The sequence below is a fragment of the Nocardioides plantarum genome (genome assembly GCF_006346395.1).
GTDB classification, from domain to species: Bacteria; Actinomycetota; Actinomycetes; order Propionibacteriales; family Nocardioidaceae; genus Nocardioides; species Nocardioides plantarum.
The window spans coordinates 2,562,070-2,576,860 of the sequence record NZ_VDMS01000001.1; the positions used below are offsets into that span (position 1 = coordinate 2,562,070).

The 14,791-nt window shown below is 70.8% G+C and carries 7 protein-coding genes and 1 pseudogene; 6 read left to right on the forward strand and 2 right to left on the reverse strand.

Going from position 1 to position 14,791, the window contains the following annotated elements; genetic code table 11:
- Window positions 1-133: 133 nt before the first annotated feature.
- On the reverse strand, window positions 134-817 hold the full coding sequence (locus FJQ56_RS11970; RefSeq protein ID WP_211350850.1) for a response regulator: 684 nt from the start codon (window positions 815-817) through the stop codon (window positions 134-136).
- The gene (locus FJQ56_RS11975; protein WP_140009608.1) at window positions 814-2,064 is read right to left on the reverse strand and encodes a sensor histidine kinase; all 1,251 of its coding nucleotides are present in this window, start codon (window positions 2,062-2,064) and stop codon (window positions 814-816) included. Before FJQ56_RS11975 ends, FJQ56_RS11970 begins: the two co-directional genes overlap by 4 nt.
- A 311-nt stretch (window positions 2,065-2,375) precedes the next feature.
- On the opposite strand from FJQ56_RS11975, the gene FJQ56_RS11980 reads away from it, so the two are divergent.
- The 6 genes and pseudogenes from FJQ56_RS11980 to FJQ56_RS12005 form a co-directional block, all read left to right on the forward strand.
- A complete protein-coding gene (locus FJQ56_RS11980) occupies window positions 2,376-9,146 on the forward strand; it encodes a ThuA domain-containing protein (protein ID WP_140009609.1) in 6,771 nt (2,256 codons plus the stop codon).
- A gap of 165 nt (window positions 9,147-9,311) precedes the next feature.
- On the forward strand, window positions 9,312-10,466 hold the full coding sequence (locus FJQ56_RS11985; RefSeq protein ID WP_170215361.1) for an ROK family transcriptional regulator: 1,155 nt from the start codon (window positions 9,312-9,314) through the stop codon (window positions 10,464-10,466).
- Window positions 10,467-10,683: 217 nt separating this feature from the next.
- Window positions 10,684-11,943: an ROK family transcriptional regulator gene (locus FJQ56_RS11990; protein ID WP_246084092.1), complete on the forward strand. Its 1,260-nt coding sequence runs from the start codon at window positions 10,684-10,686 to the stop codon at window positions 11,941-11,943.
- A gap of 82 nt (window positions 11,944-12,025) precedes the next feature.
- Complete coding sequence (locus tag FJQ56_RS11995) at window positions 12,026-13,093, forward strand: substrate-binding domain-containing protein (RefSeq protein WP_140009612.1); 1,068 nt, start codon at window positions 12,026-12,028, stop codon at window positions 13,091-13,093.
- A gap of 52 nt (window positions 13,094-13,145) precedes the next feature.
- Window positions 13,146-14,309 carry a xylose isomerase gene (gene xylA, locus FJQ56_RS12000; RefSeq protein WP_140009613.1) on the forward strand — a complete coding sequence of 388 codons (1,164 nt, stop codon included), beginning with the start codon at window positions 13,146-13,148 and terminating at the stop codon, window positions 14,307-14,309.
- 278 nt (window positions 14,310-14,587) lie between these two features.
- Window positions 14,588-14,791, forward strand: a pseudogene (locus FJQ56_RS12005) (sugar phosphate isomerase/epimerase); the annotation flags it as partial.

Here is a 14,791-nt window from a genome sequence, read left to right on the forward strand (position 1 = left end):
CAGAGGGCTGGCGGTCGGGCGAGTGGTCACCCACGACGCTAGGAACGCAGCGCCGCCGCGACGAGCCGCTCGGGATGCAACTGCGGCGGTTGCACCTTTGGATGCAACCGACGCCGCGAGGCGCTGGAGCGCCTCAGCCGTCGACCTTGACCAGGCCGTTCTGGTAGGCCCACACCACGGCCTGCAGTCGCGACCTCACGCCGAGCTTGGGGAGCATCCGGGCCAGGTGGGACTTGATGGTCGACACCTCGAGCACGAGCGTGCGCGCGATGTCGTCGTTCGACATCCCCTGCGCGAGCAGCAACAGGATGTCGAGCTCACGCGGCGTCAACAGGTCCGTGGCGCGGGTGGCCACGACGGGCTGGGTACGGCGCCGGGTCACCATCTCCTGCAGCACGCGGCGGGTCAGCGAGTTGTCCAACGTGCCCTGGCCCGACGCCACCGCACGCACCGCACTCACGACGGCCTCGGGCTCGGCGTCCTTGAGCAGGAAGCCGGAGGCCCCCGCCTCGAGGGCGCCGAAGAGGTAGTCGTCGACGTCGAAGGTGGTGATCACCAGCACCGGCACGGGATCGGCCACGTCGGGACCGCACAGCTCGGCGGTGGCCGTGATGCCGTCGGTGCCCGGCATCCGGAGGTCCATGCAGACCACGTCGGCGTCCAGGGACCGGGCGGCGTCGACCGCCGCCCGACCGTCGCCCACGGCGGCGACCACCTCGAGGTCGGGCTCGGCGCCGATCATGGTGGTCAGACCGGCCCGGACCAGCGGCTGGTCGTCGGCGATCACGACCCGGAGCACTGCTCTCGGTCGGGTCATGTCGGCTCCTCGGTGGACACGGGCAGGGTCAACGACACGAGGAACCCGCCCTGCGGAGTGGGGCCGGTGGTGAGCCGGGCGTCGGTGAGCTCGGCGCGCTCGCGCATGCCGACGATGCCGAGGCCGCCGCCCGCACCGACCGGCGCCACCGGTGGCGGCGCGGTGGGTGCGTCGTTGCGCACCGTGACGACGACGTGACCGGTGTCGCGGGCGTCGACGACGACCTCGCAGCGGGCACCGGGGGCGTGCCGGGCCGCGTTGGCCAGCGACTCCTGGACCGTGCGGTACGCCGCGAGCTGGGCCAGCGGACCGGCCGCGAGGTCGGCCAGTCGGTCGGCCGGTACGCCGAGCACCGAGAGCCCGACGTCACGGCCGGCGCTGCGGGCGTCGTCGACCAGGCGTCGCAGGCCGCCCAGGGTCTCGGGCTCGACGCCGCGCGGGGCCGCGCCGGGGTCGTCCTCGCGGAGCATGGCCACGAGCTGGCGCAGGTCCCTCAGCATGGCGGTGCTCTGCTGACGCACCTGGCGCACCGCGACCTTGGCTCCCGCGGGGTCGGTGTCGATCTGACGGTCGAGGGCGGCCGTCATCACCGCGATGCCGGACAGGTGGTGCGCCGCGATGTCGTGCAGCTCGCGGGCCATCGCCGTGCGCTGGCGGGCCACGGCGGCCTCGGTGCGGGCGGCCTGCTCCCCGGCCAGGGCGCGCAGCTGCTCCGTGCGGGCTCGGCCGGTCTCGCGGCGTGCGGCGACGAACAGACCGACGGCCGTCGCCACGGCTACGGTGCCCGCACCCTGCAGGACGGCGGTCCCGGCCCCGCCCAGGGTCAGGCCGGAGTCCCGCCCGGCGCGGACGCCCTCGCCGACCGCGACCAGCACGGCCGCAGCCACCAGGGAGGGGACGGCGCGCGGCCACGGGGTCTCGAGCGTGACGACGTACGCCGCCACCAGCACCGCGACCGACGTCGCCCCGGTCGCGGCCCCCAGCCCGGCGCCCGCCGCCACCGGCGCCACGGCGCTCACCAGGACCAGCGACCGACCGGGCGCGAGGGCCGTCGAGCGCAGCAGCAGGGCCTGGACCGTGAGTGCCACGAGTCCCACCGACCACGCCCACCACCCCAGCTCGGGCCCGCCGGGCACCTCGGCCGGGGCGAGCTGCGCCAGGACCACGACCGCGCTCAGCAGGGCCATCGCCAGCACCCAGGTGCCGGCCACGACCGCCACGACGGGCACCGGGCGGGCTGAGCTCACCTCGCGACAGTACCGGCGAGGGCCGGTAAGCGTCCGGGGCCTTACTTGTGGCAATCGACGTTCGACTTTCGACGAAGTTCGGCGAAAGTCGCAAAGAAGTTCTCAGACAGGACCGCATCCTCGTTGAGATGTGACCGCCGTCGCACTTAGTTTGTGTTCCGCCCCAACAAAGGCGTGATGACGCTCACAGGGCCACAGGACCACACCGAGGCACGACCGCACGATCGCACCAGCACCACCAGGGCCGAACGCCCGGGGACCCGCCCCGGAACCAGGGGAGCGCAATCCCTTAACGAACGAAGGAGTTCGTGATGAACACGCTCATCACGCGGCTGCGGAAGGGCTCGCGCTCGACGCTGAGCTCGGCCCTGGCCACGATCGTGCTGCTGCCCATGGGCGCCACGGTCGGCCTCGGTCTGACCGCCACGGCGGCTCAGGGCGCGGTGCCAGACGCGGTGTCCAGTCCGGCCGCCGCCACCCCCAAGACGCCGGACGCCAAGGCCAAGGCGGCCAAGGCGAGCAAGCTCACCAAGAACTCCGTCCCGCTGGGCAAGGCCGTGCCGTGGACGGCGAAGAAGGGTGCCGCAGCCCGTCGTCACGACGAGTTCGACGTCATGGTCTTCTCCAAGACCGCGGCGTTCCGGCACAGCAACATCGACGAGGGCATCACCGCGATCCAGAAGCTCGGCACCGAGAACCACTTCAGCGTCACGGTCACCGAGGACGGCGCCTCGTTCACCGACGCCAACCTCGAGCAGTTCGAGGCCGTCATCTTCCTCTCCACCACCGGAGACGTGCTGACCCCGACCCAGCAGGGCGCGTTCGAGCGCTACATCCAGGGCGGCGGCGGCTACGCGGGCATTCACGCGGCCTCCGACACCGAGTACGACTGGCCCTGGTACGGCCAGCTGGTCGGCTCCTACTTCAACAACCACCCCAACGGCACCCCGACCGCGACCGTCAAGGTCGAGGACCCGGCGCACCCCTCGACGGCCGGCATCGAGCCGCGCTGGGAGCGCACCGACGAGTGGTACAACTTCCGCAGCAACCCGCGCGGCAAGGTGCATGTCCTGGCCTCCCTGGACGAGACGACCTACGCCCCCGGCGGCGGCGCGATGGGTGCCGAGCACCCGATCGCCTGGTGCCAGGACTACGACGGCGGCCGCAGCTGGTACACCGGCATGGGCCACACCGAGGCGTCCTTCCTCGACGCCAAGTTCCTGGGCCACATCCTCGGCGGCATCGAGACCGCCGCCGGTGTGATCCCCTCGGACTGCAAGGCGACCCTCGAGGGCAGCTTCGAGAAGGTGGCGCTCGACGAGAACACGTCGAACCCGATGGAGCTCGACATCGCCGACGACGGCCGGGTGTTCTACATCGACCGCAACGGCGCCGTGCGCATCATCATGCCGGACGGCACCGCGGTGACCGCCGGCACGATCCCGGTCTACACCGGGCAGGAGTTCGGTCTGCTGGGCATCGCCCTGGACCCGAACTTCGCCACCAACAACTGGGTCTACTTCTACTACGCACCCACCGGCTCGGCGCCGATCGACCGGATCGCGCGCTACACGATGTCGGGCAACACGCTGCAGCTGAACACCGCGACGACGATCATGGACGTCGACGTGCAGCGCAACGAGTGCTGCCACGCGGGTGGGTCGCTGGAGTTCGACCACGACGGCAACCTCTACCTCGCCACCGGCGACAACACGAACCCCTTCGACTCCGGCGGCTACAGCCCGATCGACGAGCGGGCCGGCCGTAGCGCCTGGGACGCCCAGCGCAGCGCCGGCAACACCAACAGCCTCAGCGGCAAGGTGCTGCGCATCAAGCCCCTCGCGGCCGGTGGCTACTCGATCCCGGCCGGCAACCTCTTCGACGAGGCGGCCGACACCCAGGGCAAGACCCGGCCCGAGATCTACGCCATGGGCTTCCGCAACCCCTTCCGCATCGGCCTGGACGAGCAGCACGACAACATCCTCGTCGCCGACTACGGCCCGGACGCCGGCAGCGTGAGCGACACCCGTGGGCCCAACGGCCGCGTCGAGTGGAACATCCTCGACGAGCCCGGCAACTACGGCTGGCCCTACTGCGTCGGCAACAACACGCCGTACAACGACTACAACTTCGCCAGCAGCACCGCCGGCGCCAAGTTCGACTGCGCCAACCCGGTCAACGACTCGCCCAACAACACGGGCCTGACCAACCTGCCGCCCGCGAAGTCGGCCGTCATCTGGCAGAGCAACAACGGCTCGATCACCGGTACCCCGGAGATCGGGGCGAGCGGTGCGCCGATGACCTCGGGCACCTACGACTACGACGCCGACCTGGTCTCCGACCGCAAGTGGCCCGCCTACTTCGACAGCAAGGCCATCTGGGCCGACTGGAACAACAGCCGGCTGTTCACCGTCCAGATGAACCAGGCCGGGACCAACTACACCGACATCAACCGGTTCCTGCCCAACCTGCCGATGATCCGCCCGCACGCCCTGCAGTTCGGCCCGGACGGCGCCCTCTACATGATCGAGTGGGGCAGCGGCTTCAACGGCAACAACACCGACTCCGGCATCTACCGGATCGACTACGTCGAGGGCAACCGCGCCCCCGTCGCGCGGGTTACCACCAACCGGACCTCCGGTCCCGCTCCGCTGACCGTCAACTTCGACGGCACCGCGTCCTACGACGCCGACACCGGTGACGCCACCGGTCTCACCTACGCCTGGGACTTCGACGGCAACGGCACGACCGACGCCACCACGGCCACGGCCAGCCACACCTACACGACCGTCGGCAACTTCACCGCGCGCCTGACGGTGACCGACGAGGGCGGCCGCACCGGCACCAGCAACATCGACATCGTGGTCGGCAACAGCGCTCCCACCGTCGAGCTGGTCCTGCCCCTGGACGGCGGGTTCTTCGACTTCGGCGACTACCTCAAGTACGAGGTCAAGGTCACCGACGCCGAGGACGGCACGATCGACTGCAGCAAGGTCACCGTGCAGCCCGGCCTGGGCCACGACGAGCACTCGCACGGCTACGAGCAGTACCAGGGCTGCAGCGGCACCCTGGCGCTGCCCGGCGACACCGGTCACGTGGGCGCCAACATCTTCGGCACCATCACCGCCAGCTACACCGACAAGGGTGCTGGCGCGGCCAACGCGCTGACCGGCGTCGACGGCGTCGTCGTGCACACCAAGCACAAGGAGGCCGAGTTCTTCGACGAGACCGGCCGCACCGGTGACAACACGACCGGCACCGCCGGTGTCACGGCCCAGACGACCACCGACTCCGGGGGCGGCCAGAACGTCACCGGCGTCGAGACCGGTGACTGGTTCCGCTGGGACATGATGAACCTGACCGGGATCACCGGCGTCACGATGCGGGCGGCCTCCACCACGGCCGGCGCCACGTTCGCCGTCCGCCAGGGCTCGCCCACCGGCACCACGATCGGCACCCTGACCGTCCCCAACACCGGGGGCGCGCAGACCTACCAGAACGTGTCGACCACGTTCACCGGTGCCACGACCACCAGCGGCGCGTTGTACTTCGTCGCCACCACCGGCGGGGCCAACGTCAACTGGCTCGAGTTCGCCGGTCGCGGTGTCACCGACAACCAGCCGCCCGCGGTCAGCATCAAGGCCAGCACCCTCACCGGTGAGGCCCCCCTCCCGGTCTCGTTCACCAGCACGGTGACCGACTCCGAGAACGACACGCCCCTCACCTACGCGTGGGACTTCGGCGACGACGCGACCTCCACCGAGGCCGACCCGAGCCACACCTTCACCGCGCCGGGCAAGTACACGGTCTCGCTGACCGTGACCGACGCCCGCGGGGCGAAGACCACGCGCACGCTGGAGGTCAACGCGACCCGTCCGAGCACCACCTGCTTCAGCGGGCGCTCCGACGACTTCCTGGGCGACACCCTCGACACCGACCGCTGGAACCGCAGCGTGCGCGTCGACCAGTCGCTGACCGTCTCCGACGGGTCGCTCAACGTCCCGGTCACGGCGACGGACATCTACCAGACCACCAACACGACGCCCAACATCATCCTGCAGGACCTGCCCGCCGGTGCCTTCGAGGCCACCACCAAGCTCACGCTGCCGGCGAACCGCTCCTACCAGCAGGCCGGTCTCGTGGTCTACGGCGACGACAACAACTACCTCAAGCTCGTCTACTCGGGTCGCTCCACCAACCCGGACAAGTCGGCCAACATCATCCAGTTCGCCAAGGAGGTCAACGCCACGGCGTCCGAGACCAACTCGGCCAACCTGGGTGCGGCCTTCCCCGACACGGTGTGGCTGCGGATGACGGCCACCGCCGCAGGTGTCGTCACCGCGTCGTACAGCACCGACGGTGAGACCTTCACCGCGATGTCGGCGACGCGTGACCTCACCGGCATCACGGCACCCAAGGTGGGCCTGCTCACCCTGGGCAGCCAGGCCGCCTCGACGGGCATCACCGCGAAGTACGACTACTTCACCCTCACCCCCGACGACACGGCCACGCCGTGCGCCGGCGAGGGCTGCCTCGAGAGCTTCGACGGCACGTCGCTGAGCAACACCTGGGAGGTCGTCCGCCCGACCGGCAACATCACGGTCGGCGGGGGCAACCTCACCATCCCGATGGCCGGCACGGATCTCTACCAGACCACCAACAGTGCCGGTGACCTGGTGCTCCGCGACCTGCCCGCCGGGCCGTTCCAGGTGGTCACCAAGGTGACCGCGCCGATCAACCGCCAGTACCAGCAGGCCGGCCTGATCATCTACGGCAACGACGACAACTACATCAAGCTGGTGAGCCAGGGCCGCAGCGCGGCCGCTGACGTCGGCAGCAACATCGTCCAGCTGACCAAGGAGGTCGGTGCCACGGCGACCGAGGCCAACACCGCGGGCCTGGGTGCGACCTTCCCCTCGACCGTGTGGCTGCGGCTCACCAGCACCGACGGCACCGCCGTCACCGGTGACTACAGCACCGACGGCCAGACCTGGGTCGCGATGCCCCGAGGCTTCGACCTCACCGGCATCGCCAACCCCAGGGTCGGGGTGACGGCCTTCGCCAACAACGCGGCGGCTGCCACCATCTCGGCGGCGTTCGACTCCTTCGAGCTGACCTCCGACGGCTGTGGACCCGAGGAGCCGACCGACACGGCGGCGCCCACGACCACGCTGACCATCGCCGCGGCGGACGGCCAGGCCGGTTGGTACACCACCCGTCCGTCGTTCACCCTGGCTGCGGTCGACGAGACGGACGGGTCGGGCATCGACTCGACCGAGTACCGGATCGCCGGAGGCACCTGGACGCCCTACACCGCCGCGGTCTCCGTGACCGGTGAGGGCAGCCGCCTGATCGAGTACCGCTCGACCGACAAGGCGGGCAACGTCGAGGCGGTCAAGTCGCTGACGGTCAAGATCGACACCGTGGTCCCGACCGTGACCGCCGCCGAGGCGGGCACCGAGACCAAGACGCTGACGCTCACCGCCGCCGACGCCACCTCCGGCGTGGCGCGCATCGAGTTCCAGCTCGACGACGAGACCACGTGGACCGTCTACGCCGAGGCGCTGCCGTTCGGCGAGCCCGGCGACCACGTCGTGCGCTACCGCGCCATCGACGTAGCGGGCAACGTGTCGGCCGTCGGCACCACCACCGTGGTCGTCGACAGCGGCGAGGACACGACGGCCCCCAAGGTCGCCGCCACCGTCCTCGGCTCGTATGACGGAGTGGTCAAGGACCTGGCCGGCGGCACCGTCGGCGGTCAGGCCACGCTGGTCTCGTCGGTCCGGGGTGAGGGCTACGCCACCACCGCTACGCTGACGCTCACCGGGCTCGACCCCGAGGGCCGCTACGAGTCGCACCTCCACATCGGCAAGTGCGGCAGCTTCGAGGGTCACTACCGCGACGACGTCGACGGTGCGGGCACGCCGCCCAACGAGCTGTGGCCGCGCAACCCCGACTGGGAGCCGACCTCCGGCGACCCGCGGATCAAGCCCGAGGCGGACGGCACGTCGTACGCCTCGGCGACGGTCCCGTGGGCCCCGCGCATCGAGGGTCGCTCGCTGGTCCTCCACCGCGAGGGTGCGATCGTCGGCTGCGCCGACCTCGCCCTGACCGGTGCCGGCACCGTGGTGCTCGACGCCACCGACGACGTCGAGGTCACCTCGCTCACCTACACGGTGGACGACGGTGCCGAGACCGACTACGACGGCTCGTTCGAGATCACCGAGGGCGGCACGCACGAGGTGGCCTACACGGCGACCGACGCGGCCGGCAACGAGACGACCGGCACGTTCGAGGTCGTCGTACCCGAGGAGCCGGAGGCGCCCGTGGTCACCGTGACCACGTCGCCGGCCGAGCCCAACGGCAAGGGCGGCTGGTACGTCTCGCCGGTGACCGTGACCCTCAAGGGGACCGGTGAGGGCACGCTGACCAGCGAGTACCGCATCGGCTACGGCGCCTGGACGGCCTACACCAAGCCGGTCAAGCTGACCAAGGACGGCACGACGCGGGTCCAGGCCCGGGTGCGTGACGCCCGGGGCACGGTCTCCCAGGTGGTGACCAAGACGATCAAGATCGACGCCACGGCGCCGAAGCTGAGCGTCTCCGGGATCGCCAACGGGGCCACGATGAGCGTGGCCGCGGTCAAGACCGCACGGGTCACCACGACCGACACGCTCTCCGGCATCGGCACGCGCTCCATCAGGATCGACGGCAAGACCGTGGCCAACCCGGTCCGCATCGACGCACTGTCGCTGCGCACCGGCACCCACAAGCTGGTCGTCGTCGTGACCGACAAGGCGGGCAACAGCTCGACCCGGACCATCACGTTCAAGGTGGTGGCCACGTACTCCGGAGCCCGGGCGCTCGTCGACCGGCTCGACAAGGAGAACAAGGTCGGCGCCGCTGCCGCGGACAAGATGGTCGTGGAGCTCAAGGCCGCCGAGCGTGCCGACAAGCGGGGCGACGCGCGTGAGGCCACCCAGGCCCTGACGCGGTTCCAGCGACTCGCGCAGGCGGTCGCCCACACCACCGCCCGCGGTGCGCTGGTCGACCTGGCCCGGCAGCTGAAGGCGCAGGTCTAGGCACACCAGCACCACCCAGTGCGACGGGGACCCGGCCACTCGGCCGGGTCCCCTGTCGTGCGTGGGGACGGCTCCACGGCCCACGCCGCCACCGCGCCGTACGGCGGCGCCCACCGGCCGGTCAACCCCGTGCGTGACGCCGTACGGTCGTGCCAGGCTGTCCCGGTGACACGTTCGGTGGGCGACAGCCTGGTGCGGCTGCTGCGCGACAAGGGCCCTCGCACCCGCTCGCAGCTCGCGGAGGAGCTCGGGATCTCCCGGACCTCGGTCAGCAGCGAGGTGGTCGCCCTCGAGAGCGCCGGCCTGGTCGCGGAGGGGCCGGTCGCCCCCAGCTCGGGCGGACGCCGCTCGACCACTGTCCGACTGGGCCCTGCCGTCCGGCTGGCGACCGTCTCGGTCGGCGAGTCGCGCATCCGCGCCAGCGTCCTCGACGCCGGGCTGGCCGGGCCGCGCCCGGTCACCGTCGACGTCGACGGTGACGCCGGGCCCTCCGCCGAGCAGGTGGGCCAGGCACTGCGTACCGCCCTCGGGGCCGATCGCTCGGTCCTGGCGGTGGGCCTCTCGCTGGCTCCCGACCTGCGTGGTGGGGGAGGCCTGAGCCCCACCGGTCTCGAGAGCGCCCTGGTCGAGGAGCTCACGAACGTGGCCGGAGGCAGCCCCGTGGTCGTCGAGGGAGCAGCCCGCGCGATGGCACGCGGCGAGCGGCAGGCGGGCCTGGCCCGGGGCCTCGACAACGTGGTGGTGGTCCGGATCGGGGCCACCGTCACCACGGCGGCGTACGTCGACGGCCACCTGGGACGCGGCAGCGAGGGCCAGGCCGGCGCGGTCGGCCACGTCCGGGTCGACGAGTTCGGCCCCGCCTGCGTGTGCGGCAGCAGCGGCTGCCTCGACTCGTTCGTGTCGGTGCGGGCGCTGCACGACCAGTGCCTCGCTGCGGCCCGGTCCGGGCGGTCGCCCGCGCTGGCCGCGGCCCTGGAGTCGTCCGGCGCGATCGGGCTGCCCGACCTGGCGGCGGCCGTGACCGCCGGGGACCCAGTGGCGGTCCAGGTGGCTCGAGACGTGGGACGCCGGGTCGGAGAGGCCGTGGCCGGCCTCGTCGCCTTCGCCAACCCGTCGACGGTCGTGGTCGGGGGGCCGGTGGCCGTGCTCGGCCCGCACCTGCTCAACGAGGTGCGCGGCGCCGTCTACCGCCGCGCGCCGGCTCGGCTCGTGGCCGGGGTCAACGTCGAGATGAGCGCGCCCGGCGACCGGGCCGCGCTGCTCGGTGCGGCGCTGGCGGCGGGCGACCACGCGTTCTCGGCGATCGTGACCGGATCGTAATTCGCCCGATCGGGGGAGCCGATCGGGGGTTTGGCACGTTCCAAGGTCCGCACTTCTCACATTGACGGCACAAGTTCCGCCAGTCAACGGCAGAAGTATGCGAACGGCTGGACTTCTCGCGGGTGGGGCCATTGCGGCGGGCTTCGACGGCACTTAGTTTGAGCGTCGCCCCAACAAAGGGGTGATGGTCCTCACACAAGGTCGAGAGGTGGAAGCGGTGAGCGCGTTCGAGACGCCGTCCACCGATCACAGCGTCGACCACCTCGACCTGCGGCGGACCAACCTCGGCCTCGTGCTGCGCACGCTGCGCGACCACGGGCCCCGCTCGCGCGCGACACTGGCCGCCGAGCTCGGCATGACCCGGTCGACGATCTCGACGCTGGTCACCGAGCTCGCCGAGCGTGGCCTGGTCCGCGAGGGCAAGGTCCAGCGCGCCGCGGTCGGCCGTCCGGGGACCGCCGTCGAGCTGGACGGATCCGGCGTCTGCGGCCTCGGCGCCGAGGTCAACGTCAACCACGTCTCCGTGGTGGCGCTCGACCTGGCCGGCAACGTCGTCAACGAGAAGCGGCTGGCCCTCGACGCCCGGGCCATGGCCGCCGAGCCGGTCATCGACCACCTCGTCAGCCTGATCCACGCCTCGGTGGCCGAGCTGGGCGCGCAGGGCAAGCGCACCGTCGGGCTGACGGTCGGCGTGGCCGGCCTCGTCGACAGCCGCCGCGACCTGCTCACCCACGGGCCCAACCTCGACTGGCGCGACGTCGCCGTCGGCGACCTCATCCGCCAGCGGCTGGACGGCTCGTTCCCCGTCCGCATCGACAACGAGGGCAACCTGGCCGCTGCGGCCGAGGCCACCCCCGGCGTCCCGGACCGCCAGGACATCCTGGTGATCTTCGGTGAGATCGGCGTCGGCGGAGGCATCGTCGCCGACGGGCGCCTGCTGCGCGGTCGGCAGGGGTACGCCGGCGAGTTCGGCCACATGATCGTGCAGCCCCAGGGGCGCCGGTGCGGGTGCGGACGCACGGGCTGCTGGGAGACCGTCAGCGGGCTGCGTGCCCTGCTCGAGCTCGTCGCCGAGCCGCACGACCCGATCCGCAACCCGGGCATGGCGCTCGACGACCGGCTGGCCGAGATCAACCGGCGCGCCGACCTGGGCGATGCCCGGACCCTCGACGCCCTCGAGCAGGTCGGCACCTGGGTCGGCGTCGGCGCCGCCATCCTCGCCAACGCGCTCAACCCGGCCGCCATCGTGCTCAGCGGCTACTACTCCGCCGTCGGCCACCACATGCGGGCGGCGGTCGAGCGCGAGCTCCATGCCGGCGTCCTCGCGGTCGACGCCGGCGGCACCAAGGTCGAGATCTCGGCCCTCGGCTTCGGGGCGGCCGTGCGCGGCGGCGCTCTCGCCGCCCTCGAGTCGGTCTACGCCGCCCCGACCATCGTCGCGCGCCGCACCCCGGTCGCAGAACCGGTGAACGCATGACCTCACCCCGCCCGACCACCTAGCACCACTGGCACGTCCACCACTTCCACCGCAGTCTCAGTACGCCACCAAGGAGCACCACATGTCCCTGCAGCACTTCATCATCGGGCGGAAGAAGGTCACGGCCTCGCTGGCCGTGCTCGCCGTGCTCGGTCTCAGCGCTTGTACGAGCAATGATTCCTCCGACGACAACGAGAACCCCAACCTCAAGGGCGGGAACTCCTCGGCCGAGGAGGGCTCCAACGACGCGGCCGGTGACAAGATCGTCATCGGGTTCTCCGCGCCTGCGGCCGACCACGGCTGGATGGCCTCGATCACCGACTCCTCTGCGACGGTGGCCAAGCAGTACGACGACGTCGAGCTGAAGCTGGCCGAGGGCACCAACAACGTGGACGCGCAGATCTCGCAGGTCGAGACCTTCATCAACGACAAGGTCGATGCGATCGTGTTGCTGCCCTTCGATGGTGCGGCGATGACGCCGGTGGCGTTGAAGGCGATGGAGGCCGGTATCCCGGTCGTCAACGTGGACCGTGAGTTCGATGACCCCAACGCGGCGCGGGTGACCGTGCTGGGTGACAACTACGGCATGGGGATCTCGGCTGGTCAGTACGTGTGTGAGCAGGCCGGCGGCAAGAAGGACGCAGTGGTCGCTGAGATCCAGGGCATCGCCTCGCTGCCGTTGACCCAGGACCGTAGCCAGGGCTTCGCCGATGCGCTGAAGGACTGTGGTCTGAAGGTCAACAACCAGGTCGAGGCCGCGTTCACCCCCGAGTCGGGCACCGACGCGGCGAGCAACCTGCTCCAGGCTGCTCCCAAGATCGACTACCTGTGGAACCACGACGACGACCAGGGTGTCGGTGTCATGGCCGCGATCCAGGAGGCCGGTCGTGACGAGTTCACCATGATCGGTGGCGCGGGTTCCCAGCAGGTCATGGAGGCCATCAAGAAGGGCGACAGCGTCCTGAAGGCCACCGTCGTCTACCCCTCGACCCAGGGTGCTGACGCGATCAAGCTGGCCCGTCTGCTGGTCCAGCAGAAGGCGGTCGACGACCTGGTCGAGGTCGAGGTCCCCCGCAAGGTCCAGCTCTTCGCCCCGGTCGTGACCTCCGAGAACGTCGACAAGTACCTCCCGTCGGCCTTCAAGTCCTGACCCACCCGATCACGTACCACCCACACCCCACAGCAGTAGGAGCCCCCCAAGCATGAGCACCGATTACACCCCCCGGCCCGAGGACAAGTTCTCCTTCGGACTCTGGACCGTCGGGTGGGAGGGCGTCGACGTGTTCGGTCCCGCCAGCCGACCCCGGCTGGACCCCGTCGAGGCGACCTACAAGCTCGCCGAGATGGGGGCCGCGGCCGTCACGTTCCACGACGACGACCTGCTGCCCGACGAGGACACCCGCGAGCACACCCTCGACCGGTTCACCAAGGCGCTGGCCGACACCGGCCTGCGCACCGAGATGGTGACGACCAACCTGTTCAGCCCGCCGATCTTCAAGGAGGGCGCACTCACCGCCAACAACCGTGAGGTGCGCCGCTACGCCGTGCAGAAGGTGCTGCGCAACATCGACCTGGCGGCCAGCCTCGGCGCCGACACCTTCGTCCTGTGGGGCGGCCGCGAGGGTGCCGAGCACGGTGCGGGCAAGAACATCCGGGCCTCGCTGGACCGGATGGCCGAGGGGCTCAACCTGTTCTGCGACTACGCGATCGAGCAGGGCTACTCGCTGAAGTTCGCGTTGGAGCCCAAGCCCAACGAGCCGCGGGGCGACATCCTGCTGCCGACGATCGGGCACGCGATCGCCCTGATCAACGAGCTCGACCACCCCGAGATGGTGGGGGTCAACCCCGAGGTCGGGCACGAGGAGATGGCGGGGCTCAACTTCGCCCACGGCATCGCGCAGGCGATGTGGCACGGCAAGCTGTTCCACGTCGACCTCAACGGTCAGCACGGGCCGCGCTTCGACCAGGACCTGCGCTTCGGTGCGGGCAACCTGCGGGGCGCGTTCTGGACCGTCGACACGCTGCTGGGCGCCGGCACCGGCAACGCCTACGAGGGCTACGTCCACTTCGACTTCAAGCCCCCCCGGGCCGAGTCCATCGAGGGCGTCTGGGAGTCGGCTCGCGGCTGCATGCGCAACTACCTGATCCTGCGCGACCGCGCACAGGCCTTCCGGGCCGACCCCGAGGTGCAGCAGGCGCTCGCGGCCTCCGAGGTGGGTGCGCTGGACGAGCCGACCCTCGCCCCCGGCGAGTCGCTGGCCGACCTGCGCCAGGCGTCGTACGACGTCACGACGCTGGCCGAGCGCGACATCGCCATGGAGGCGCTGGACCAGCTCGCCATGGAGCACCTGCTCGGCGCTCGCTGAGCGCACCCGACAGAGACGGTCGTCGACGAGGAACCGACCACACCGCGCCACCGTGCGTGGAAGGCCGAGAGTCCGGCAGTTCGGCTCTGCCGGGCGCACGGCGGTCGGCCCTCGGAGACGACGGGGGAGGACGGCACCTGTGCCTTCCTTCTCGTGGACCGGTGTCGGGGCAGTGCGCTCCGCTCCGACGCCGGTCCGCAACACCCAATACGCGACACGCCACAGGCACCCCACAGACACCTCCACACCACCCAGCCACCCATCACGAGGAGCTCCGCATGGCCCGCCCGATCACCTTGTTCACCGGTCAGTGGGCCGATCTGCCGTTGGAGGAGGTGGCTCGGTTGGCGTCGGGGTGGGGGTATGACGGTCTGGAGCTGGCGTGTTGGGGTGATCATCTGGATCCGTGGCAGGCCGCGGAGGACGACGCCTATGTGAAGGCGAAGCTGGACCTGTTGGAGAAGTACGGCCTGAAGCTGTAT